Consider the following 23,831-nt stretch of genomic DNA (forward strand, 5'->3'; position numbering starts at 1 on the left):
TATTATAATGACATCGGACATTATTTCCAATGAAAAACGACGGGGTCAGCAGCAAGGCAACTGACCCCGGTAAAAGCTGGAGACAAAGCTGTCAGTGATGATTCAGACACTCATCCGGAGAAGCCGGCCAACCGGAAACGTAATTCACCCGGTGAACCGGCCTGCCGTTCAGAGGCTGATGTATTTTACCACGTTCACACCGTCGATGTCATCAATGTACTCCAGATCGGTATCGTCCAGCTTGGTGTCCACCGTAAATGCCGTTATGGCCTGGGCATTTTTCAGATCCCTGCCGAGACTGAGTGAGGCGATGTTGATATCGCGCTGGGCAAGCGCACCGCTGGTGGCCGCAAGCATACCCGGCTGGTCAATATTGCGATAGATGATGATTTCACCTTCGAGATTGATTTCAATACTGAACCCGTCAATGCTTACAATCCGATAGTCGCCATCACCGAACGGAGTGGCTGAAAGTTTTCTGTAATCGGCACTGCTGCCCAGGTCGACTGTAATCAGGTCGGAGTAGGTCTGCGGCTCCTTGCTTTGTGTTTCGGAGAGTTTCAGACCGCGCGACTCGGCATGAAACCGGGCATTGATCAGATTGACCACATCATCCACACTGCCTTTTAAAAAGCCGCTGAGCAATGAGTCGGTGATCACCTGGGAGTGGCGTGCACAGGTTCCGGAGTAGGTAATGGAAAGTTCATTGATATGCCGCGGTGCAATCTGCGATAGCAGCCGGCCAAAACGCTCCGCCAGCTCCAGAAACGGTTGCACCTCCTTGTTGGTGCTCAGTGCGATCGACTTGCCGTTGATGCTTCCCTCAAAGCCTTTCTGTTCGATGGCATCAGCGATTTGTGCGGCAATTTGTTCGGCTACCTTGCCTTGCGCCTCCTGGGTGGAAGCCCCGAGGTGCGGCGTGCATACAATGCCCGGATGTTTCAGAATTTCGGCAACCTCCTCGGAGGGTGGTTCCTGGCTGTAGACATCCAGGGCAGCCCCTTTGATGATGTTCCGGTCGATCAGTTCGGGGAGGTCTTTCTCTTCAAAAATTCCGCCACGGGCACAATTGATCAGGAACATTCCCTGTTTGATTTTTCCTGCGTTTTTAAGACTGATCAAACCGCGTGTCTGGTCCGTAAGGGGAGTGTGTACGGTGAGGTAATCCGCCTGAGCGAGAATGTCATCGATTTCCATCATTTTCACGCCCATTTCATCGGCGCGCTCATGTGTGGTGAACGGATCGTAGCCGATCACATTCATTCCGAAGGATTTCATGCGGGCCGCAACATTTGACCCGATTTTTCCAAGCCCGATCACACCCAGGGTTTTCCCGTGCACCTCGGTTCCGAGATACTTTTTCCGGTCCCACCGGCCCTCTTTCAGGGAAGCCACAGCAGCCGCTATGTTGCGCGATACGGCAAGTATAAGCCCGCATGTGTGCTCGGCCGTGGAAATGGTATTGCCGTCAGGTGTATTCATGACCAGCACACCGGAGCGGGTGGCTGCATCCAGGTCGATATTGTCAACACCTACACCGGCTCTGCCCACAACTCTTAAATTTTTTGCCTTTGCAAGCAGGTCGGCAGTTACTTTGGTTGCGCTCCTGACAACCATGGCATCATAATCCCCAATAATGCTTTCAAGTTCATCCGGAGGAATTTTGCCTTTGTCGGTGACCTCGAAACCCCTTTCTTTAAGTATTTCCCCGCATACGGCATCTACGCCGTCAAGTAATAATGCCTTGTAAGCCATTAGATTATAATTTTTGGTTATGGTTTGATTGCATCCTGCATGAAGTCCATGGCAAATGCAAAAAAGTCATCAATAGTTTCCGGTGTCTGCGCTGATACTGTAAACACAGGCACCTCAATATTCATGTTTTCAAGCAGGGCCGAAACAGCGGCTTTTTGCTGAAGTACCCTGGTTTTCGAAATTTTATCAGTTTTGTTCAGGATAATGCAGAATGGAATGCCGTTTTCGGCCAGCCAGAACATGAACTCTTCATCAAGCACCGATGGCTTGTGACGAATATCAACAATAACAACCACCAACTCAAGTGTTTTTCGCTCCAGCAGATAGCGCTTCATCTCACGTCCCCACCGCGCCTGCTCTTTTTTGGAAATTTTGGCATAACCGTATCCCGGCAAATCAACCAGATACCAGCTGTCATCGATCACATAGTAGTTCAGATTGCGGGTCTTGCCCGGCGAATTGCTGGTATGCGCAAGCCGTTTGCGCCGTGTCAGGGCATTGATAAGTGATGACTTGCCGACATTGGAACGCCCGGCAAAACAGATTTCGGGTTTATCGCCGGCCGGACAGTGATCCAGGTCCGGAGCACTGAGCAGATATTCGGCTTTTTTGACAGGTTTGGCCATGAGTCAGTAGTACTCGTTTTCCTCTTTCAGCATGCGTGAACTGACGGGTACAGGATACTTTCCGGTAAAGCATGCGGTGCAGAATCCCCGTCCTTCGGGGTTCGCTTCACGGACAGCGTCAACCAGTCCTTCGGGTGACAGATAGTGGAGGGAATCTGCTCCGATGGAGCGGGCGATATCCTCAATATTGCCGCGATGAACATTGGCGATCAGCTCTTCCGGACTCGGAAAATCCATGCCGTAATAACAAGGGTGCATAATGGGAGGTGAGCTGACCAGAAAGTGGATCTCTTTCGGTCCGGCATTGCGGATCATATTGACCAGGTGCGCTGATGTGGTTCCGCGCACAATGGAGTCATCGACCAGAAAAACAACACGGTCTTTCAGCACACCTTTGACCGTATTGAATTTGGTGCGGACTTTTACATCCCGCGAGGCCTGTCCGGGTGCAATGAAGGTGCGTCCGACATAATGGTTCCGGATGAGCCCGATCTCGTACTTGCAGTCATTGCCCTGTTTTTGATTTTCGTGGGCATACCCGAGGGCGGCCGTATTGCTGGAGTCGGGCACCGATATGACAATGGGCACCTTGTCGGTCCGGGTAGATGTCACATCAGGTATGGGGAACTCTTTGGCCAGATACTTTCCGATTTTTCTGCGGACTTTATCGGTGTTTTCACCGAAAATGCGGCTGTCCGGACGCGAAAAGTAGACATATTCGAATATGCACTGGCTGTCGCCGGTTCCGTGTATGGGTTCCAGATGCAGTGAACGCGGCATTCCGCTTTCCATCGTCTGCCGGTCAATAATGAGCACTTCGCCCGGTTTGATGTCACGGATCAACTCAACCTGGTTTATGTCAAACGCACAGGTTTCGCTGGCTACAACCCAGCTTTCATCCTTTTTGCCGAGTACCAGCGGACGAAATCCGTTGGGGTCTCTGACGGCGATCAGTTTTTCATCGGTCAGAAGCAGAAGACAATATGCTCCTTCTATCTGGCCAAGTGCGTCCAGAATCTGATCAAGCTGGGTCGATTTGTCACTGTGTGATATCAGGTGGAGAATCAGCTCGGTGTCGGATGTGCTTTGAAAAATGACACCGCGCTCTTCAAGCATCTTCCTCAGTGCTGCCGCATTGGTCAGGTTCCCGTTGTGGGCAATGGCCAGGTTGCCGTTTTTGTAATGCACCCGAAAAGGCTGAATATTCTGCGCATTGGCGGCGGCACCGGATGTGGAATACCGGTTGTGTCCGATGGCAGCATGTCCGAGGAGCTTCTCGGTAAAGATTTTCTGGTTTTCAAATACATTCAGAACCAGACCGAAGCCCTTGTGCTGGGGCATGACCGGAATACTTTTTTCCGGATCGAACCAGGAAGTTACAATACCAGCTGATTCCTGTCCCCGGTGCTGCAGTGCATGAAGTCCGTAATAGGTGTGTACGGCAGCCTCGGGATGGTTGTAAATCCCGAAAATTCCGCAATAATCGTGAGGTTTGTCGGACATTCCGAACAGAGGGTCAAGTGTGTACAGTCAAAGAAATAAAAGATACAAAATGATGCTTCCAAAATCCGGACAGAATAGCACCATTTGTGATTCATCCGTCAGCAGAAACAAACCATTCCTCACAATACAGAAACGACGCACAGAAGCAGATTCTGTTATTGTTTTTTCTCAGAAATCCTTCCGTAAACGAGATCCAGAAAATTGCCCAGAAGCTGCTCACCCGGCTGACCGGATTTTTCCGGATGAAACTGGACCCCCATAAAGTTGTCCCGCACTGCTACAGCTGCAAATGGCGCAGTGTAATGTGAAACGGCAACCGTATGACCGGTAACCGGTGCATAATAGCTGTGCACGTGGTAAAAGTGAGTATCAGGTGCAATATTATGCATTATCGGATGGGGATTGCTGACGGTGACCTGGTTCCAGCCCATGTGAGGAACTTTACCAAGATCAGGTTTGAATTTTATCAGCTTCCCCGGGATGATCCCGAGTGTGCGTGTCGGCCCTTCTTCCGTCTCATCGTACAGCAGCTGCATGCCGAGGCAGATTCCCAGTACCGGTTTGCGCGTCTGCTGAAGCCAGCTGTCCAGGCCGTTTTCCTGCAAATCTTTCATGGCAGAGCCTGCATGGCCCACGCCCGGAAAAATCACGGCATCCGCTTCATCAAGCACCTTTGTATTATTGGTAATGCGGTACTGAGCCTGCAGTCGCTCCATGGCATTGGAAACCGATGCCAGGTTGCCGGCCTTGTAATCGATGATGGCTATCATAACAGTCCTTTGGATGAAGGGAGAATATCGCGATAGTTCTCGTTGCGGTCAACCGCCTGACGAAGACTCCGGGCCAGAGCCTTGAAACAGGCTTCGATCTTATGATGATCGTTTTCACCCCGAACTGCAACGTGCAGCGTCGCCTGCAAAGCCATGGCAAGCGAATGGAAAAAATGCGAGGTCATTTCCGTCGGGAAGTCTCCCACTTTTTCGCGCCGGAACTCACCTTCAAAAACAAACCATGGCCGTCCCGACAGATCGATGGCGACCAGAGAGCGGGTTTCATCCATGGCCGTGACAAATCCGTATCGACCGATACCTCTTTTGTCTCCCAGCGCCATGCCGATGGCTTCCCCCAGGGCGATGGCGGTGTCTTCGATGGTGTGGTGCTCGTCAATCTCCAGATCACCTTTGCAGGTAATGTCAATATCCATATAGCCATGCCGGGCAATTTGTTCCAGCATGTGATCATAAAAGGGGAGCCCGGTGTCGATGTGCGACTCTCCCGAACCGTCCAGATTGATTTTAATCGAAATATCGGTTTCGCCGGTTTTGCGTGAATGTGAAGCGGTGCGATAACCCCCGAGCAGGTACGCAGCCAGCTGCTCCCATCCGTCGAATTCCAGTCCGCTGTAATATTCATCCGGACCGGCAGTTCCGGGGTGCGACGGATCCTGATCTTCATTGCGTTCCGGTGTCTCCAGCAGCAGTTTCCCCTGATCGCTGACAAATACCCGTATGATTTCGCAGTTTTTCAGCAGGTCATCCTGCCGGTAGGCATTTACAAACTGGATGTTTTCCTGGTAGAGCAGCTCGGCGACGTGCTCACCAAAGTCATCCGGATTTCCGGCAGGCTGAATACCGCTGTCGAAAAGTTTTCGCAGGGCGACAATGGAACCGGACCTCATCAGAAAGCCTTCCCTGTCCGGAGCCAGTGCTTCAGAATCAATAATCAGCAGTGAGCGAATTGCCATAGAAGTATAATGTCGGATTTACAGAACTTGTTAACGGCAAACCGGATGAGAATCAGATACCGGTACCGGGAAAATGTTTTGAATCGTATTCATGTTTCAGCGTTTTCACCTTTTCAGCGTTCGAGTGACCCGCGGTTGTTGAACTCCTCGATAAGCCGGTCATTCTCCGCGGGGGTGCCGACAGTAATACGCAGTGTGTTTTTACAGTGCAGCTGGTCGCCGCGATAGCGTACGATAACCCCACGTGCTGCCAGGTGATGACACCACGCTTCGGCATTCCGGAACCGCATGAGCACAAAATTGGCATCCGAGGGGAAAACGGTTTCCAGGTCCGGGTGACCGGACAGTCCGGAGACCAGCCGCCGGCGCTCAGACAGGATTTTCTGCACATTTTCCTGCATCCGTCCGGCATGGTCGAAAGCGGCAAGCGCAGTATCGGCTGTCAGCCTGTTGACATTGTAAGGCGCTTTGACTTTCATCATCCATTCAATGACAGCCGGATGAGCCAGTGCCGCACCCATCCGTATGGCCGCCAGACCGAAGGCCTTGGACAGTGTCTGAAGAATCACAAGATTGGGGTACTGCTCCATCAGCGGACACAGGGAGCCGTGTTCGCTGAAATCAACATAGGCTTCATCCATGACAACAAGCCCTTCAAATCCATCCAGAACCTGCCTGATCTGTTCCTGCGACAGCACATTTCCGGTGGGATTATTCGGAGAACAGAGCATGATCAGTTTGGTCTGAGGCGAGACCCGGGACAGTACCGAACGGGCATCAAGCTCAAACTCCGGAGTCAGCCCCGCCTCAACCACGGATACATTATTCACCCGCGCGGCCACCTTGTACATGCCGTATGTTGGTGGTGTAATGACTATTTCGTCGTTGCCGGGTTCACAGAACACACGCATGAGGATGTCAATCGCCTCATCACTTCCCACACCTACAAAGACCTGTTCCATTGCTATACCGCGGAATTCAGCCCATTTGCGGCGAAGATGGTCAAGCCGGGTATCGGGATAGCGGTGCAGCGGCTCTTCGGTCGGGATCGCCGGGCCGAAGCTGTTCTCGTTGGCATCAAGCAGGATTCCTTCGTGAAAATCATCCCGTGCCGCATGATAAGGGGTGAGGGTCCGGATGTTCGGTCGTACCCATGGATCGGGATTGAATTGTTCCGGTATCGGTTTCTGATCGGGCATAGGATCGGGTCTATTCTGTGCTTTTTCGTAATTCCGGAGCCGCTGAGCCGGCCGGTTTATCAGATTTGTTATGTGTCATAACTGCCTCTTGCCGGGTTGTCTGCTTTCAGCCGGATGTCCACCGCGTTTTTGTGCGCATCAAGGTGTTCCACTTCGGCCATTTTCATAACAGCCGGACCGATAGCTTCAAGTCCTTCGCGGCTAAGCTGTTGAAATGTAATGTGCTTCAGAAAACTGTCCACGGAAACGCCGCTGTACATTCTGGCATACCCGTAGGTCGGCAGGGTATGATTGGTACCGGATGCGTAGTCGCCGACACTTTCGGGTGTCCAGGGACCCAGAAACACGGAGCCGGCATGCTGAATACCGACGGTGTAGGCTTCAGGCTGATCAACCTGCAGTATCAGATGCTCAGGTGCGTACCGGTTAACAATTTCCAGCGCCTGATCCATATTTGCTGTGGAAACGGAAAAACTGTGATTCAGTGCTTTGCGGGTGATATCAGCGCGGGGCAGTTGCTGAAGGTGCCGCTCCACAGCTTCGCGGATACGTTCAGGACCCATATCGCCGACCGTGACCAGTACCACCTGGCTGTCCTCACCGTGTTCGGCCTGCGACAGCAGATCGGTTGCTATAAAATCGGGATCGGCATTTTCATCGGCAACCACCATCACCTCGGACGGCCCTGCCGGCAGGTCCATGCTGACCATCGCCTCACTGTTCTGAAGCAGCATTTTGGCTGTCGTTACAAACTGGTTGCCCGGCCCGAACACCTTGTCCACCTTACGAATACTTTTGGTTCCCCATGCCATTGCCGCGATGGCCTGAGCTCCCCCGGCCAGATAGATCCGGGGAATGCCGGCGAGTGCCGCCGCCAGCTCAACTTCAACCGGCGGTCCGCCGTTTTTATCCGGCGGGGTGGCAATAATTTTGTAGGAACTTCCGGCCAGCGTTGCTGGAACACCCAGCATCAGCGTTGTTGATGGCAGCGGAGCAGTTCCACCGGGAATATAGAGTCCGACCGATGCAACCGGTCTTGACTCCCTCCGGCAGATGACCCCGGGCATGGTCTGCACTTCAATACTTTGCGGAATCTGAGCCTTGTGAAACTGATACAGATTATGCCAGGCAAGCTCAAAGGCTTTCCGGACATCATCATCAACGGGAATATCATCCGGTTTCCGTACGTCCCGGAGCAGCGGATCCGGGCGCACACCGTCAAATTTCTCGGTCAGCCTGAGCACGGCCTCGTCACCGTTTGTCCGCACATCATCTATAATATCCTGCACTGCCCGTGTGATATCAGCTTCATCCATGCGGGGACGCCGGCAGAGCTGCTCCAGCTTTTCTTCATCCAGTGCTTCGTAGTTCCAGTTTTTGAGCATGCTGAACTCCATACATTCATAGCTCTGACAGAATTGACACGAACGCCGCCTGTCAGACGATCATATTTTCAATGGGCAGGATTACAATTCCGGACGCACCGGCGCTTTTCAGCTCCTCCATCACTTCCCAGAAACGGTCGGTTGGAATTACCGAATGGATGGCAACCATATCATTCTCCGCAAGAGGAAGCACGGTCGGACTTTTCAGGGAGGGGATGATGTCACAGATACGCTCGACGGCACCGGAGGGTGCGTTCATCATTATGTAGCGGCTTTTTTCCGCCTGCTGACGGGCGCCGATCCGGCTCAGCAGCTTTTCGATAAGCTCGCTTTTGTGGGCATCAATGGGCTGATTGGTCTGAATCAGTTCGGCCTGACTGTTCAGAATCGTTTCAAGTTCAACCAGTCCGTTCGTTTTCAGGGTTCCGCCGGTAGAAACGATATCGGCAATGGCATCGGCCACGTTGAGTGTCGGAGCAATCTCCACAGCGCCGGATATTTCGATCGTTTTGATCCGGATGCCCTGTTTTTCGAAATGGTCTCTGGTAAGCACCGGATAGCTTGTGGCTATGCGGCATCCGTCAAGGTCTTTGAGCGTTTTAATTCCGTTGTTTTTTGGTACGGCAACCGATAGCCGGCATTTGCCAAATCCAAGGGCCCGCAGACCGGTGACATCGGCCTTGCTCTCGGCCGTTACATTATGTCCGACAAAACCGAGCTCGCAGATGCCGTCCTGAACATATTCCGGGATATCATCATCGCGGATCAGCAGCAGTTCCACATCGTAATTGCGGCAGGGGACCAGTATGCGGTTTTTATAATTGTCGAACTCAAGCCCGATATTCTCAAGCAGATTGAGTGTTTTCTCGGAAAGCCGCCCACCTTTTTGAATGGCAATCCTGAGTGAAGAATTGTTGTTCACCAAAATAATGTCGTCTTAAGGTTTCTGATTACAGCCAAAGATAAAAATATGAGAGGTCATTTATATATGTTTTTCCGTATTTCAGCGTTTTAGCTTCGTACTGACCTTACAGTTTGACTGGAAATTTCGTAATTTGGCAAGCTTATCAGCAGACTGGAAATAACATATTATTGATGAAGAACATTCGGAATTTTTGCATTATCGCTCATATTGATCACGGAAAATCGACCCTGGCCGACCGGCTTCTGGAACGTACCGGGGCCATTACAGAGCGTGAAATGCAGGAGCAGGTACTCGATGACATGGATCTTGAGCGGGAGCGCGGGATCACAATCAAAAGCCATGCCATCAAAATGGATTACAAAGCAGATGATGGCGAAAAGTACGATTTAAATCTGATCGACACCCCCGGCCATGTCGATTTTGCCTACGAAGTATCGCGTGCACTCAAGGCCTGTGAAGGAGCGCTGCTGATTGTCGATGCCACCCAGGGTGTGGAAGCACAGACCATTTCCAACCTGTACCAGGCCATTGACCAGAACCTTGAAATTATTCCGGTAATCAACAAAATCGATCTTCCCGGTGCGGATGTGGAAGGTATGGCCCAGCAGGTCATCGACCTGATCGGCTGCGAAAGGGACGAAATTATCCCGGTATCCGGTAAAACCGGCGAAGGGGTTGATTACCTGCTTGAGGAGATTGTGCGCCGGGTGCCGCCACCGACCGGCGATCCTGAAAAACCGCTCAAAGCGCTAATTTTTGACTCGGTTTTCAACTCCTACCGGGGCTCTATTGTCTATGTGCGCATCATGGACGGAGTTCTGAACAAGGGTGACAAGATCCGGTTCATGGCTACCGGCAAGGATTACGAGGCGGATGAGATCGGCTATCTGCGCATCAAACCCACTGAGTCTGAAACCATGTCGGCCGGAGAAGTGGGCTATATTATCGGAAATGTAAAGTCGCTGGAAGACACCAAGGTCGGTGACACGGTCACTTCCCATGCCAATATGGCCAAAGAGCCGATTCCGGGCTACAAAGATGTGAAACCCAAAGTCTTCAGCGGACTGTATCCCACAAAAACCGAAGATTTTGAAAGTCTTCGCGCGGCACTGGAAAAGCTGCAGCTCAACGATGCCTCCCTTCAGTATCAGCCCGAGACCTCGGCGGCCCTGGGATTTGGTTTTCGCGCCGGTTTTCTGGGAATGCTGCACATGGAGATCATCCAGGAGCGTCTCGACCGTGAGTTCGACATGGATATCATCACCACCGTACCCAATGTGGAGTATGTGGTGCATACGGTCGACGGAAATGAGATTATTGTCGACAATCCCACGGAAATGCCGCCGCCGGGGAAAATTCAGGAAATACGCGAGCCCTACATCAAGGCCCAGATCATTACGCCGGCCGAGTATATCGGACCGGTAATGAAACTTTGCCAGGAAAAGCGGGGCATATTTATTAATACGCTCTACCTGGACACCAAACGGGTGGATATCACCTATGAACTGCCGCTGGCGGAAATTGTTTTCGATTTCTACGACAAGCTGAAGAGCCAGACGCGCGGTTATGCTTCGCTTGATTACGAGCTGATCGGCAATCGCAAGGGGCAACTGGTCAAACTGGATATACTGCTGAATGGGGATCCGGTCGACGCGCTCTCCTGCATTGTACACCGGGACAAGGCGTACGAATGGGGCAAGCGGCTGTGCGGAAAGCTCCGCAAACTCATCCCGCGGCAGATGTACGAAGTGGTCATCCAGGCGGCGATCGGGTCCAAGATCATCTCAAGGGATACGGTCAGGGCATTGCGCAAGGATGTGACCGCCAAGTGTTACGGCGGTGATATAACGCGCAAGCGGAAGCTGCTGGAAAAGCAGAAGGAAGGAAAAAAGAGAATGAAGCAGGTGGGAACGGTGGAAATACCACAGGAGGCATTTCTTGCCGTGCTTTCGATGGATGAGGATTGACAGGTGTGCAGGATGACTGATTCTATAGTGAAGATGCGGGTGCTGATGAGAAGGTGTATACTGGTTCTGATTCTGTTGCCGGTTGTGATTGCGGCCGGAGAGGCGGCGGGCGTGCCGGGTGGCGGGGGTTTGGAGGGCCAGCCGCGGGATTTGCTGGATGAGCCGGAGATCGTCAAAGTGGAGACGGCCGACCGTGCCTCGTTTCAGCGGCGGTTCGGTGACGTGCAGTGGACCGGTGCCGGTTTTGAGGGAAGTACGGTCATCGACCGCATTCCGACCCGGGAAATACGCGCGCGGCTTCAGAAAGTATTCGGTGATCCCACGCAAAAACTCAAGCATCTTGTGGATGGCGATAATTTCCGGCCCGGTCACTATATTCAGTTCGAATACTGGTTTGTGATCAATGACGAGATACCCATGATGGTGCTGGATATTGACGGACCGTTCGGCAACGGGCTGGTATTTGCGGGAGCAAGCCGTTATGTGGATCTCATGCCCGAAATTAAACGCACCCTGTCGGGAAAGCTGATGGATATCAGCGAACTCGGCGAGTATGAAGATCACTACTTTGAAATTAATGACCGGCAGTGGTATCTGGTCCGGTATAAGGACGGCTCTTTTGAGGAAGAAGAAGTTTCACGACCCGGCACACTGAAATAATCGGAATTTAAACGGACTACAGCATTGGCAGGAAAGAAAGACGAAAACAAAAAGAAGCGGCAGGAGCGCAGGCGCGCCCTTGAGAAAAGGAACAGGCAGGATACCAACAAGGCCAAATCCTGGGCCCGCGAATGGATAGATGCGCTGCTTTTTGCCGCCGTAGCAGCACTCATCATCAGAGCCCTGTTTCTGGAAGCATTCCGCATTCCCACGCCTTCCATGGAATCCACGCTGCTGACCGGGGACTTTCTGCTTGTCTCCAAAGTTCATTACGGCGCACGGACTCCCATGACGGTCGGAATCCCGTTTACCGGGGTGTATGTCCGCGGACTCGATGTTCCTTCTTTTCGTCTGCCCGGATTCATGGACGTGCGAAGGGGCGATATTCTGGTTTTCAACTATCCTGTGGATGAGGAAGCGGTATCGCAGAAAACCAATTACATCAAACGCGCGGTCGGCATTGCCGGGGATACCATCTCCATCAGGGATAAAGTCATCTACGTCAACGGCGCACCCGAAGCCGAAGAAGATACCTACGAACAGCATTATCAGGTTGAGGTACGGGAGCGGCTGCGGCTGAGTCCCAGCAAAGTCCGTTCTGCCGGAGCTGAAATACTGCAGTCGTCCGGTGACCGGTACCGGATCAACATGACCGCAGAAGTTGCCGAAGAGATGGCTCAGTGGCAGGAAATTGACTCCATCGAGCCAATGGTTCTGCCGGCATCATTCAACGATTTTGCCCGCCAGCCGTTTACTTTTGCCCGGGGTTTTCAGGGAAATTACCACCACATGCCTGAAATGATCATCCCCTATGAAGGCCAGAATGTCACGCTATCCGAGAACAACTGGCATATGTATCAGGATATCGTGACCCGCTATGAAGACAATACGGTCTCACGTGACGGTGACTTGTTTGTTATCAACGGGGATACCACCAGTGAGTATACCATTCAGCAGGATTACTACTTCATGGTCGGCGACAGCCGTGATAACAGCGAAGACAGCCGTTTCTGGGGATATGTGCCTGAAGATCATATTGTCGGCCGGGCCTGGATCATCTACTTTTCCTGGGACGGTGAGCGATTTCTGCCGCGCATCCGCAGAATGCTCAACAGAATCAATTAGCAGCCCGCACGGCATCCCTTTTTGATTTTTCATCAGGATAGTCTTATCATGTGATGTAAGCGCTTACAATTATTGTTTGTGCCTGCCAGGTCAGAGGTGCGAGGCCGATAAAGCACTTTCCGGCAAGTCATCAACCTGCCTGCATGCCGGTTTAGTACGAAAATGTGATACAAAACTATTTCTCCTATGCAAAAGACCATTACTTTTACAGGCAATTCCGCATCCGCCGCCATTATACTTTTCATCTTGCTGTTCGCCTTTGCACAAACAAGCCGGGCAGATTCAGGCCGGTCACCGGACGATTCGCATCAGAATACAGAATCCGGAAATCCGCCTGTCTATATCGCATTCCACTGGCATATGCATCAGCCCATCTACTGGCCGTATGAATCCATCGTTGAAACCGAAAACCGGGGATCTTACAGTTATTCTCTCAGGCATGATGTGATGGGTGCCCGGACCGGTCCATACACTGACTGGCCATCCAATGCTGTCCGGATGGGTGACGATGCGGATATGCCGCACTTCGGGGCGCAGGTCAGTTTCTCCGGCTCACTCATTGAAAATCTCGAAGCCGCCCGGGAAGCAGGATGGGGATTCGACAACTGGGTTGCCCCGTGGGAGGAAGCAATTCAGCTTCAGACCGAAAAAGGAAATCCGCGACTGGCGATGACCGGCTTCGGCTATCATCATCCGCTCATGCCGCTCATCGGAAATGAGGACATCCGGCGGCATATTCAATGGCACCGCGAAATCATGTCCGAAATATTTCCGGGAGAGTACTCAAAAGGAATCTTTCCGCCGGAAACGGCCTTTGCCACCCGCATCATCCCCGCGCTGAAAGATGAGGGATTTGAGTGGGTGATTGTTGACAACCTTCACTTCGAGCGGGCATCGGAAGGAGCTCCGCTGACTGACGAGAGCGGGGTAAAACGTCCGAACAAGGCGGATGTCCGGAACCCGAACCCCGGTGACTGGAAGCAGCTGCACGGCCTTTGGGCACCGACACCCGTTTCCACGCAGTGGGCCCATCAGCCCAGGTATGTTTCATGGACCGATCCGGAAACCGGTGAGTCCAGCAAAATGATTGCCGTACCGGCTTCCCGCTATCTGGGCGAAGAGGACGGCCGCGGTGGTTTCGGCGCCCTCCAGTACGAAGAGGTGATGAGTCAGTTTGAAGAGGATAACACCGATCCCGACCAGCCGATCCTCCTGGTTCTTCATCATGACGGTGATAACCACGGTGGCGGCAGCGAAGCGTATTACAATCACAATTTTCAGAGTATGGTCGAATGGCTGCAGGATCATCCGGACCGCTTTCGCGTCACTACTATCCAGGATTATCTGGACCGCTATCCGCCCGATCCGGATGATGTGATCCATGTTCAGGACGGGAGCTGGCTTGGGGCCGACGGCGGTGATCCCGAATTTCTGAAGTGGCTGGCTGATCCGGGTGATTTTCCCGGCACCGATGAACCCTACAGCCCGAACCGCAATGCCTGGGGGATTCTCACAGCCGCAAAACATATTGTGCAGGCGGCCGAGGCGGCTGACCCGGATCATCCGGATACAAAACGCGCCTGGGAATATTACCTGAACGGACAAAGCTCGGATTACTGGTACTGGGACGGAACCGAGATGTGGGATTCGCATCCTGCCAGAGCGGCCAACCTTGCCGTCGGCAAGGCGCTTCCGCTGGCTGAAAGCGCCGATGATGTCACCGGTCCGGCCATTTTTCTGCCCCAGCGTGAACCATACAATCCGGGCGGAATTGAGTGGGAGGGACAGGGTGTGATGCCCTCCGATTTTGAAATATGGACGTTTGCATTCGACCTTAGTGGCCTGGAGAGCGTGAAGTTGAAGTACCGAGTGTCTGATTCCGACGAGATATCCGGTGATAACCTGACTTATGACGGAGGCCCCTCTGTTGGCGAATGGCAGTCTGCAGAGATGTCCGGTACTTTTACAGAGTCGATTACCGACCCGGAGCCTCACTACAAGGCGGAAGAGTTTCGTGCAGAAATCAGCGGCGTGGAAGAGCAAATGGTGGATTACTATGTCAAGGCCACGGACGTGCATGGAAATACATCGAAATCGATAATTCAGCATGTCTGGGTAGGTGAGTACTCCCCGGATGACGATCCTGCCAACGGCGCGCCCGATCCGGACGGACCGGTGACATGGGAGCCTGCAGAGCCGGAACCGGATGAGATCGTTACCATAACGGTCCGGGATGCGGATACGACGGCAAACCTCCACTGGGCTGTCAATAACTGGACTCTGCCGGATGAGGACTTCTGGCCTGCAGAAACGGTGGCATGGGACGACGGCAATGCCGTTCAGTCGCCGATGTCAAGAACAGATGAGGGTGACCTGGAGATACAGCTCGGACCTTTCCGGCATGATGATCAGGAAGTAACCAATATATCCTTCGTGATCAGCTATGATGACGACAGCTGGGATAACAACAACGGTAATGACTATTTTATCTCAATTCAGCGTGATGTGTCGGCGGATGAACCGTCTCAGGAAGCACTTGCCTTTGAGCTGAAGGAAAACTATCCCAACCCGTTCAATAATGAAACGGTAATACCTTTTTCACTGGATGAGGATGGGCATGTGAGTCTGACCATCTACGATGTCCTGGGCAGAAAAGTTGCTGCACCGGTGGATGAGATGCGTTCATCGGGACACTATCAGGTGCGGTTCGATGCATCCGGGCTTGCCGGGGGTACGTATGTGTACAGGCTCGAAAGCCATGGCAGGGTCCGCACCGGCACGATGATGCTCTTGAAGTAAGTTTGCAGAATCTGCAAATTAGTCGAGCGCTTCATTTTCCGGCGCCTGTCATTTTTTAAATATTATTTCACGATACTTCTGTTGCGATGCTAGAAAAAACGCTGCTGCCACTGAGCCTGAAAGAACCGGAGCAGAACCTGGAACACCTTGCCGGGTTTATTTCCCATTTCGGCACAAAAAAGGTGTATTTGTGTCATGTGGTTTCGCGCAGAAGTGCCGGACAGATGCAGGAGATTGAGCAGAAGCTGGAATATCACGCCGGCATCTTCCGCAGCCGGGATATGGATGCTGAAATACTGATCCGGGAAGGAACGATTGCCAATGCGGTCTGCAAGCTTACCGGTGAGCTGGATGCGGACTATCTCAGCATCCCCTGGAAAAAGAAAAATGTCATTAAACGGGCAATTTTCAGCAGTCCTGATATCGATTTGCTCCGAATATGCAGTTTCCCGACACTGATATACAGGCCACCCGGATACCTGGACAGCGGGAACAAACCCGGCACCATCGTCTATGCTACGGATTGCAAGGAGACAGACCAAAAAGTACTTCCATACTTGAATACGGTTCCCTTTCATGCCGAAAAACTTTACTTCCTGCATGTAAGGGCCAGAGCACCCGATCCGGATACCGAAAAAAAGCGCATAGAAGAGCTCACGGAAAAGCTGGACCGTCTTGCCGACCAGTGCCGGGACAACTATCCTGAAGTAAAACCGCTGATCGCTACCGGATCTGTCCGTTCATTGATACCCAGGAAGTCACGAACCGCGGGAGCTGATCTCATCGTAATCGGCCGCAATGAAAAAAGCAGTCCGATGAACAAGATGCTGGGTTCTAATGCCGAGTCATTACCCCATCGGACCAACACTCCGATTCTCATTATCACCTGAAATATAGTAACCAACGAACCATGAGTACCTGTTTTATGGACAGACTGAAAAATAATATCGTCTTTGTGATTTCCCTGTTCATGGTACTGGTTTTTGCCCTTCCGGGGGTACTGTACCCGGATCAGTTTTTTTCATTCGCCACATATGTTCATGAGCATATCATAGCACTGTTCGGTTGGGGATACCTGATTGCTGCCTTCCTGTTTCTGGTATTCTGCCTCTATCTTGCTTTCAGCAAATATGGTGCCGTAAAACTTGGCAAACAGCACGAAAAACCTCAGTTTTCATACTTTGGATGGTTCAGCATGCTTTTTGCCGCAGGAATGGGGATCGGTCTGATTTTCTGGGGTGTCGCCGAGCCGATGAGCCACTATCTGAATCCCCCTGAGCATATTGAAGAACGGTCAGGTGAAGCGGCAGGTTTTGCCATGCAGTACAGCTTTTTCCACTGGGGAATCCAGCCATGGGCCATTTACATCACAATGAGTCTGAGCATCGCATATTTTTCCTTCCGCAGGGGGATGCCGCCGCTGATCTCCAGCTGTTTTTATCCGCTCATCGGTGACCGTATTTACGGACCGCTGGGGTATGTAATCGATATTCTTGGCGTATTTGCCACAATCTTCGGTATCGTAACATCCCTCGGGCTCGGTGCCATGCAGATCACGTCCGGTCTCGGTGAGGTGTTTGCCTTTGAAGCCGGGTATATGTCCACCCTGACGGTCATAGCCGTTGTCACCGTTCTGTTTATGATATCGACACTTAGCGGTGTGGACAAGGGCATTCAGATACTCAGCAAAACCAACATCGTACTCGCTGTTGTACTTCTGTTCTTTATGCTCCTGGTGGGTCCGACGGTCTATATTTTCAATATCTTTACTCAGACTATTGCTGATTTTGCTTCCGGCTTTCTGACCATGAGCCTCTCTACCAATCCGTTCGAAGGGTATGAATGGACGCAGGCATGGACCCTGTTTTACTGGGCATGGTGGATAGCATGGGCGCCGTTCGTGGGACTTTTTGTTGCGAGTATTTCCAGGGGACGGACCATCAGCGAGTTTGTCGCCGGGGCACTGACCGTACCTGTATTGCTGACCTTCATCTGGTTCAGTGCGTTCGGCGGTGCAGCTTTTGATCTGGAGCTGACGCAGGGAGCCGATATTGCCGAGTCCATTGCCGGCGATGTCTCGGTCGGGTTGTTCCTGCTCTATGAGCATTTTCCCCTTACATCCATACTGAGCATAATCACCATCCTGCTGCTGTCGGTGTTTTTCATAACCTCCGCTGATTCGGCAACATTTGTACTCTCCATGATGACATCATCAGGAATGCTGAATCCGCCTGCATACAAAAAAATCATCTGGGGTCTGGTCATCTCCACTACGGCAGCCATTCTGCTTTATGCCGGTGGCCTTGAGGCTCTTCAGCAAATGGCAATAACAGCTGCTCTTCCGTTTACGGTGATCATGCTGCTGATGTGCGTAAGCCTGCTTCGCGGTCTGCGCTATGAGTTCCGGGTTGAGGGCGGACCGGACCAATCGTAATTATTGCAGTATGTGAGCCGAAGGTGGGAGATTCCTGATGATGCTCCTGATGATGCGTAGTCGCATCATATCACAAGGGTATGGCATATCATCTGTCATACATACAATCAGTTTCAAAAGTAGCCATACTGGTGGCGGAATGTCGCCGATAAACTGGCGAAATCTCACCCCCTGTGGCGGTATTTCACCAGCCTCACATGCCCCCGGATTGAACTTTCCTCCAAATATCCGGTCAGAGCCCTGCGGACAGTGTCCGGTATTCATGGCATAATTTTTGAATACAACGGATTGGCAAAACTGTTGCCGGTGCATCAAAACATTTCCTGCAGCATAATTCCCGATCATCAATTCTGTCTCTGAACCAGTCACAGTGACTATTGGTCATACACTGTCACCCGTGCAAATACGGTGGCACTGCAGACAACAGCGTACACCCCCGAAACGAATAACCATATCTATGAAAAGCCTGATTTTGTTTTTTTCTGTATTGCTGCTTGGCTATATATCAGCTCAGGCAGAGGACAGAAGCGAGCCTGTTGCCGAAATGCTCAATGAGAAACTCAAGTCGGAAGCGTTCAGCCTTGGAATTCTGATCCAGGCCCAGGGGGCGTACTCATTCGAAAATACGGATTTTAACGGGGGCCGGGCATGGGACCTTGGCTCCACACGTATTGATTTTCGTGGTACCGTAGACAGAAACTTCCAGTATCGCGTACGGGTCTACTTCCTGAGCCAGCAGCAGAATATTGACGCCCGTGTCGGGTATCGTTTTTCAGACAACTTCAGAGTCATCGCCGGAGCGTTCAAGCCATATCTGAGCCGAGACCTGGATCCGAGTCCGGCAAATCTGGATATGGTCCGCCGCGCCCGCCTTGTCGGTGCCATGATGAACACACTGGAAATCGGATTTTCAGCACTCGGCAATATCGGAAACTTCAAGTACCGCCTTGGAATGTATAACGGAAAGGGAGCAGCCGATATCGCCGAACAGAACGACAACAGATTTCTTCACACCTCCCGGTTTGCCTATGAGCTGGAACCGGCGGACGGACACCATATCGAACTGGGTGTGAATGGTGCCATAAACAGATCACTGGACGAACCTGTCGGAAATACCGGGCTCACATCGGTTTCCGACCGGGTGCTTTACGGCGGATATCTTGAATACGACAGCGACTTGCTGTTTGGAACTGCTGAATATCTTCGCAGTGATTTTGATGCAGTGGAATTTGACGAACAACAGGAGAGTATAACCGGTTTTTACACCACACTGGGAGTGAAAATGGATCCCAGAAATGAACTGCTTGTAAGATGGGATCACCTGTCTCTTGACCTGTCCGATGACGAGTCAGACCGGATATTGCTGGGATGGAACTACTATCCGACCAGCCTGATCAGCTTCCGTTTCAACGCCCTTGCCGAATTCCGGGCAGATGAGAGTGCACAATTCGGGCTGACCGGCGTATTTCAGTACCACTTCTGATCTGTTTTGCACTGCAAAAGGCAATGTTCACCCGGGCGGAAGGCCGGCTGTTATTGTACAATACGATCTGGTGGAAATTGGCGTTACTGGTTAATATGTAGAAGGTTATCAGAGACCAAACCCTGTAAGCCATGAAAATCTCCAGCCTGACGCCATTGCTCACTGCCGTATTATTTTTGACATTTTTTTCCTGTGAAGTGATCGATTCCCAAAGCGATGAAGGAGAGCCGGAAGTTTTCGAGCGCCGTGAGCTGCCGCGCGAACTCAGCAGTCCTGAACAGAAGCTTGTCAATGGGTCGGGAGCGTTCGGATTTGAGCTCTTGAACCGTATCACGGACTCCGATTCAGGCGAAAACCATTTTGTTTCCCCCTTAAGCATCGCCCTGGCTTACGGAATGCTGCTCAATGGCGCCGAAGGTGAAACATTTGACCAGATCCGCGAAGTACTGGGCTTTGATGAGCTGGACCGGAATGAAATCAATGAAGCAGCGTATAATCTGATTGCCCTGCTGCAGGAATTTGATGATCAGGTCATATTCAACATTGCCAACTCTGTCTGGTACCGGGATACATTCGACGTTGAACCCGGGTTTCTGAGCACAAACCAGGAATTCTATAATGCCATCGTTGAAAAAACCGATTTCAGCGATCCGGCAACCGTTGACAAGATCAACTCATGGGTGGAGGACAAGACCGAAGGACTGATTGACTCCATCGTTGAGGAGCCAATCGACCCGCTGACCGTTATGTATCTGATCAACGCCATCTATTTCAACGGTGACTGGACCCATCCCTTTGATCCGGAATTAACCAGCACAAAACCATTCTTCCTTGCCGACGGTACCGAGTCTGAGGCAGAAATGATGCACCTGGAGGCGACCGAAAATATGGAGCACTTTGCCGGAGAAGACTATCAGGCGGTGAATCTTCACTATGGCGATGCCGGATTTGTTATGACACTGGTGCTTCCCGATCCGGGAATCGATGTGGAAGAGTGGCTGAAGCAGACCGACTGGGAGGAGTGGAAGCAACTTACCGGCTCATTCAACAAAGTAACCCTTGAGCTGGAAATGCCGAAATTTGAGAAAGAGTATGAAGTGGACGACTTCCCCGAACTGCTTGAATCCATGGGCATGGTTGATGCATTTGATCCGTCACTTTCCGACTTCAGCCTGATCAACCCCGATCAGGAGGATTTACATGTCAGTGATTCCCGGCACAAGACGTTTATCAGTCTGGATGAAGAGGGCACGGAAGCGGCAGCGGTAACTTCTGTCGAAATATCCAGAACCAGTGTGCCACAGCATGTGGAGATTCGGTTCGATCGTCCGTTTTTTTACATGATCCGCGAGGTTGAGTCCAATACGCCGCTCTTCATGGGGATAATGAACGACCCGGCTGACACGTAAGTACGGGAACCCGGAAGATCTCTCCTGATTTGCGGACATTTTGATGTGACTGAAACTTGTCAGGATCAGGATTCGGAAACGATACACAACCCGGCCGCATACGGTTTCTGAATTATAATGATGCATCCGGCGATTACCCCGAATCCGATGCTTTCTGCTCCTCAGTTACCTCATCTTTGTCTGCATTGTTCAAATACCGCCAGCCGGTCAGCAGCATAATCAGATAAAAGAGCAGTGCCATCATGATCACAAAAAAACCGCGGTTCGGATCATCAAAATAGTAGACCGGCGCATTGACGAGAATCAGCACGGGGAATCCCAGAATCAGAGCAAATCCCGAGCCGTAAACAAGATTGAAACTGGCCGGCGACTTCATACCGGAGTCCAGAATGCGAAGCAACAGAAGTCCGGACTGTATCGTACCTGTCATATTTCCAAAAACCGAAGCAAATCGTTCAAGCCGGTAGGTCCGGAACGCGTGATACATCAGGCGGCGCACAACCCACCATGTCGCAAGCGCCACTGTTACAGATATAAGAAGCAGGGGGATCCAGTATGTCATGACAACGGCAAGACTGATCGCCGCGACCGATGCAACAATCATGAAATCCATGAAAAGATTTGACACGCGGGTCATGGTAATGTCGTCTATAACATCCGCCACACCAGCATAATCCAGTACTTTGCGAACAGACAAGGCCAGGATGGATGCGATCACAAAATGGAAAGACCAGAGTGTATGTACTTCCTGTTCGGCACCGGCGAAGGTCATCCCCGCTTCAATCACCCTGAGCAAGCCGTATGTTATAATATACACCACTCCGACAAGTCCAAGATGGAGGCTTAGTGATTCAATAATCTCGGGAGAAGTGGTTTGTTTTCCTCCGGATGGACGCTCTGACCGGGGTATGGTGCCCTTCCGAAGCTCATCACTCAGTTCATGCCCGGCATCCAGAAACGCAGCCTCCCCGCGTCTGATGCCCCGCCGGATCAGCCAGATTCCGACAGTGTATGCCACAAGAAACCCGGCCGCGGCGAACGTCAGTCCCACCACGCCACCCGACTCAAATCCGTACTGCTCCCAGTTTTGTCCGAACGTGTACGCCACTCCGGGGTTCATTCCGAAAGCGAGAGGCGGCAGCAGTCCGATCCCGGCAAACAGATCAGGCATGAACAGATATATCAGCGCAAAAGCTATGGCAAGTCCGATAAGTGCCTGGATCAGATAGGTGATAATGAAGACTGTTCCTGTTTTAACGGAGCTGATTCCCAGTTTTTTCTGGGGTGTCCGCAGGGCAAGCGCGATGAACAGCAGGGCAAGCAAATGATAAACATAGGTTCCAAGTCTGTCGGTGGACAGCGGGATGAGATCCAGGCCGTTGGCTCCGGCAGCCAACCCGATCGCCCCGGCGATCAGGTTCGCAGGAATGAGATTACGCTGAAAAAGTGCGATTTTGTTCCGGAGCAGTATCGCCAGACAAAGCAGCAGCCCGATCCAGGCAAAGTCGATAAAAAAATCACCAGCCGTGATGTCAAGATTCCAGGATGGCATCAGAACACCCCCTCATGTGTTTTCACCGCCTGCTCGCCTGATTGCAGCCGCCGGATATACAACTGCCATTGCAAGGCGCTGCGTTTGCCAAGGGTGATCAGAAATGTATCACCGGACGTAGTCAGCATCAGTTTGTGATTCTTTTCGATGGATATGAACTGTATGTCCTCAACCGGCAGACGTCTGCGGTCTGATCCCCACCTGATTTCAATGTGTGAGGTGGTCAGGCGAATATGGGCGTGCCGGGGATTTTGCAACCTGTGTTCATCTGATATTCGGTTGACTGTACAGGGAGTGTCAGGGATTACGATATTTCGGTAGTCCCTGTACAGCGGCATATCGTTTATCCGGTCAAAAATTTCCGTTACGTGAGCTTTGCGCCCGCTGCCGTCTTCAAGTTCAGAACAGGCATTCATCAGCAAGCGGAATTCCGGTGCCCTCCGGCTCAGCAGCTGTATCCCGTCAGGGCTGTAAACCGCATTCTGCACGCCGGTTTCGGGACAGCGGTACAGGATGCGCTGAATGCCGGCTGCCGGTTTTCGGGCGGCATAGGGCAGCACCGGTTCAGGCGGATCATTTTCATCTATGGCAATGGCGTTATGGCACGCCCGCGAAAAAGAATCATAGTCATCAAAATGGCCGGGATGAAGGGGTGGCAGCCAGCGGATATCCATACGGTTTCGCCGGGGATGATCGGCCCATCGCGGCCAGGAAAGATAGGAGCCATGGATTTGAACAGGATGAACAGGGACGTTCATCTTCCGGAAGAGTTTGATGGTGGCTTCAATCAGAGGCTTGGGCCGGCCATCCCACCGCCGGCCGCCTTCGGGAAAAATGAGGATCATCCTGTTCCGTTCAAGCATCTTCATCACACTGCGGATGACTTCCGGTTCGGGGACATATTTGCTTGTGGGTATGACACCGGCGCTGCTCATGAACAGCCTAGGCAGGGTCTTGAAAAACTGATATCGGGTCATGACACCGGTGGTCGGCTCCCCGGTCATCTCATAATTGATCAGAAACGGATCAAAGTTGCTGGAGTGATTGGCAAAGATAAAACACGGACCCGTAACAGGCATGTTTTCATGCTGAACTATCCGCGGATGATTGTAATACCGGACGACAGGACGTATCACGCTCCGCATGAAGCGGAAAGCCGGCATTGAAAATCCCCGTTCGTTTTGTCTTGGAAAAAATGATGCCACCGGAATAAAAATAACAGGTTGCTGAGCGGTTTACGGTTGTACCGGAATGATATCATGCCG

General features: G+C 51.9%; 18 protein-coding genes. 8 read left to right on the forward strand and 10 right to left on the reverse strand.

Annotated elements, in window-relative coordinates; translation table 11 throughout:
- Positions 1–168: 168 nt before the first annotated feature.
- The 8 genes from serA to hisG form a co-directional block, all read right to left on the reverse strand.
- Positions 169–1,755, reverse strand: a complete 1,587-nt coding sequence (gene serA / locus NATSA_RS05740) for a phosphoglycerate dehydrogenase (RefSeq protein ID WP_210511050.1) — start codon at positions 1,753–1,755, stop codon at positions 169–171.
- A gap of 17 nt (positions 1,756–1,772) precedes the next feature.
- Entirely contained in the window at positions 1,773–2,381 is a 609-nt protein-coding gene (gene yihA, locus NATSA_RS05745; RefSeq protein ID WP_210511051.1) for a ribosome biogenesis GTP-binding protein YihA/YsxC, read from the reverse strand.
- A 3-nt stretch (positions 2,382–2,384) separates the two neighbouring features.
- Positions 2,385–3,884 (reverse strand): amidophosphoribosyltransferase, encoded by a 1,500-nt coding sequence (gene purF / locus NATSA_RS05750; RefSeq protein ID WP_210511052.1) that lies wholly within the window; start codon positions 3,882–3,884, stop codon positions 2,385–2,387.
- A 155-nt stretch (positions 3,885–4,039) separates the two neighbouring features.
- Complete coding sequence (gene hisH / locus NATSA_RS05755; protein WP_210511053.1) at positions 4,040–4,654, reverse strand: imidazole glycerol phosphate synthase subunit HisH; 615 nt, start codon at positions 4,652–4,654, stop codon at positions 4,040–4,042.
- Complete coding sequence (gene hisB, locus NATSA_RS05760; protein WP_246481715.1) at positions 4,651–5,628, reverse strand: imidazoleglycerol-phosphate dehydratase HisB; 978 nt, start codon at positions 5,626–5,628, stop codon at positions 4,651–4,653. The genes hisH and hisB overlap by 4 nt, the downstream gene beginning before the upstream one ends.
- A 113-nt stretch (positions 5,629–5,741) precedes the next feature.
- Positions 5,742–6,827 carry a histidinol-phosphate transaminase gene (gene hisC / locus NATSA_RS05765; RefSeq protein ID WP_210511054.1) on the reverse strand — a complete coding sequence of 362 codons (1,086 nt, stop codon included), beginning with the start codon at positions 6,825–6,827 and terminating at the stop codon, positions 5,742–5,744.
- A gap of 68 nt (positions 6,828–6,895) precedes the next feature.
- The gene (hisD, locus tag NATSA_RS05770) at positions 6,896–8,224 is read right to left on the reverse strand and encodes a histidinol dehydrogenase (RefSeq protein ID WP_246481716.1); all 1,329 of its coding nucleotides are present in this window, start codon (positions 8,222–8,224) and stop codon (positions 6,896–6,898) included.
- 40 nt (positions 8,225–8,264) lie between these two features.
- The gene (hisG, locus tag NATSA_RS05775) at positions 8,265–9,134 is read right to left on the reverse strand and encodes an ATP phosphoribosyltransferase (protein ID WP_336244693.1); all 870 of its coding nucleotides are present in this window, start codon (positions 9,132–9,134) and stop codon (positions 8,265–8,267) included.
- A gap of 173 nt (positions 9,135–9,307) precedes the next feature.
- Between hisG and lepA the strand changes: the two genes are divergently transcribed.
- From lepA to NATSA_RS05815, 8 genes are all read left to right on the forward strand, one after another.
- Complete coding sequence (gene lepA / locus NATSA_RS05780; RefSeq protein WP_210511055.1) at positions 9,308–11,104, forward strand: translation elongation factor 4; 1,797 nt, start codon at positions 9,308–9,310, stop codon at positions 11,102–11,104.
- A 12-nt stretch (positions 11,105–11,116) separates the two neighbouring features.
- Positions 11,117–11,764, forward strand: coding sequence for a hypothetical protein (locus NATSA_RS05785; RefSeq protein ID WP_210511056.1), 648 nt, complete (start codon positions 11,117–11,119; stop codon positions 11,762–11,764).
- Positions 11,765–11,788: 24 nt separating this feature from the next.
- A complete protein-coding gene (gene lepB, locus NATSA_RS05790; RefSeq protein ID WP_210511057.1) occupies positions 11,789–12,889 on the forward strand; it encodes a signal peptidase I in 1,101 nt (366 codons plus the stop codon).
- A gap of 186 nt (positions 12,890–13,075) precedes the next feature.
- Entirely contained in the window at positions 13,076–15,688 is a 2,613-nt protein-coding gene (locus NATSA_RS05795; protein ID WP_210511058.1) for a T9SS type A sorting domain-containing protein, read from the forward strand.
- An 86-nt stretch (positions 15,689–15,774) separates the two neighbouring features.
- Positions 15,775–16,578, forward strand: coding sequence for a universal stress protein (locus tag NATSA_RS05800; protein ID WP_210511059.1), 804 nt, complete (start codon positions 15,775–15,777; stop codon positions 16,576–16,578).
- A 35-nt stretch (positions 16,579–16,613) separates the two neighbouring features.
- Positions 16,614–18,122, forward strand: coding sequence for a BCCT family transporter (locus tag NATSA_RS05805; protein WP_210511060.1), 1,509 nt, complete (start codon positions 16,614–16,616; stop codon positions 18,120–18,122).
- A 457-nt stretch (positions 18,123–18,579) separates the two neighbouring features.
- Complete coding sequence (locus NATSA_RS05810) at positions 18,580–19,605, forward strand: porin (protein WP_210511061.1); 1,026 nt, start codon at positions 18,580–18,582, stop codon at positions 19,603–19,605.
- A 131-nt stretch (positions 19,606–19,736) separates the two neighbouring features.
- Positions 19,737–21,014 (forward strand): serpin family protein, encoded by a 1,278-nt coding sequence (locus tag NATSA_RS05815; protein WP_210511062.1) that lies wholly within the window; start codon positions 19,737–19,739, stop codon positions 21,012–21,014.
- Positions 21,015–21,147: 133 nt separating this feature from the next.
- Here the strand turns inward: NATSA_RS05815 and NATSA_RS05820 are convergent, their stop codons facing one another.
- Entirely contained in the window at positions 21,148–22,566 is a 1,419-nt protein-coding gene (locus NATSA_RS05820; protein WP_210511063.1) for a sodium/glutamate symporter family protein, read from the reverse strand.
- Positions 22,566–23,771 carry a lysophospholipid acyltransferase family protein gene (locus tag NATSA_RS05825; protein WP_210511064.1) on the reverse strand — a complete coding sequence of 402 codons (1,206 nt, stop codon included), beginning with the start codon at positions 23,769–23,771 and terminating at the stop codon, positions 22,566–22,568. Before NATSA_RS05825 ends, NATSA_RS05820 begins: the two co-directional genes overlap by 1 nt.
- Positions 23,772–23,831: the final 60 nt, after the last annotated feature.

It is taken from the genome of Natronogracilivirga saccharolytica, from assembly GCF_017921895.1.
Taxonomy (GTDB): Bacteria; Bacteroidota; Rhodothermia; order Balneolales; family Natronogracilivirgulaceae; genus Natronogracilivirga; species Natronogracilivirga saccharolytica.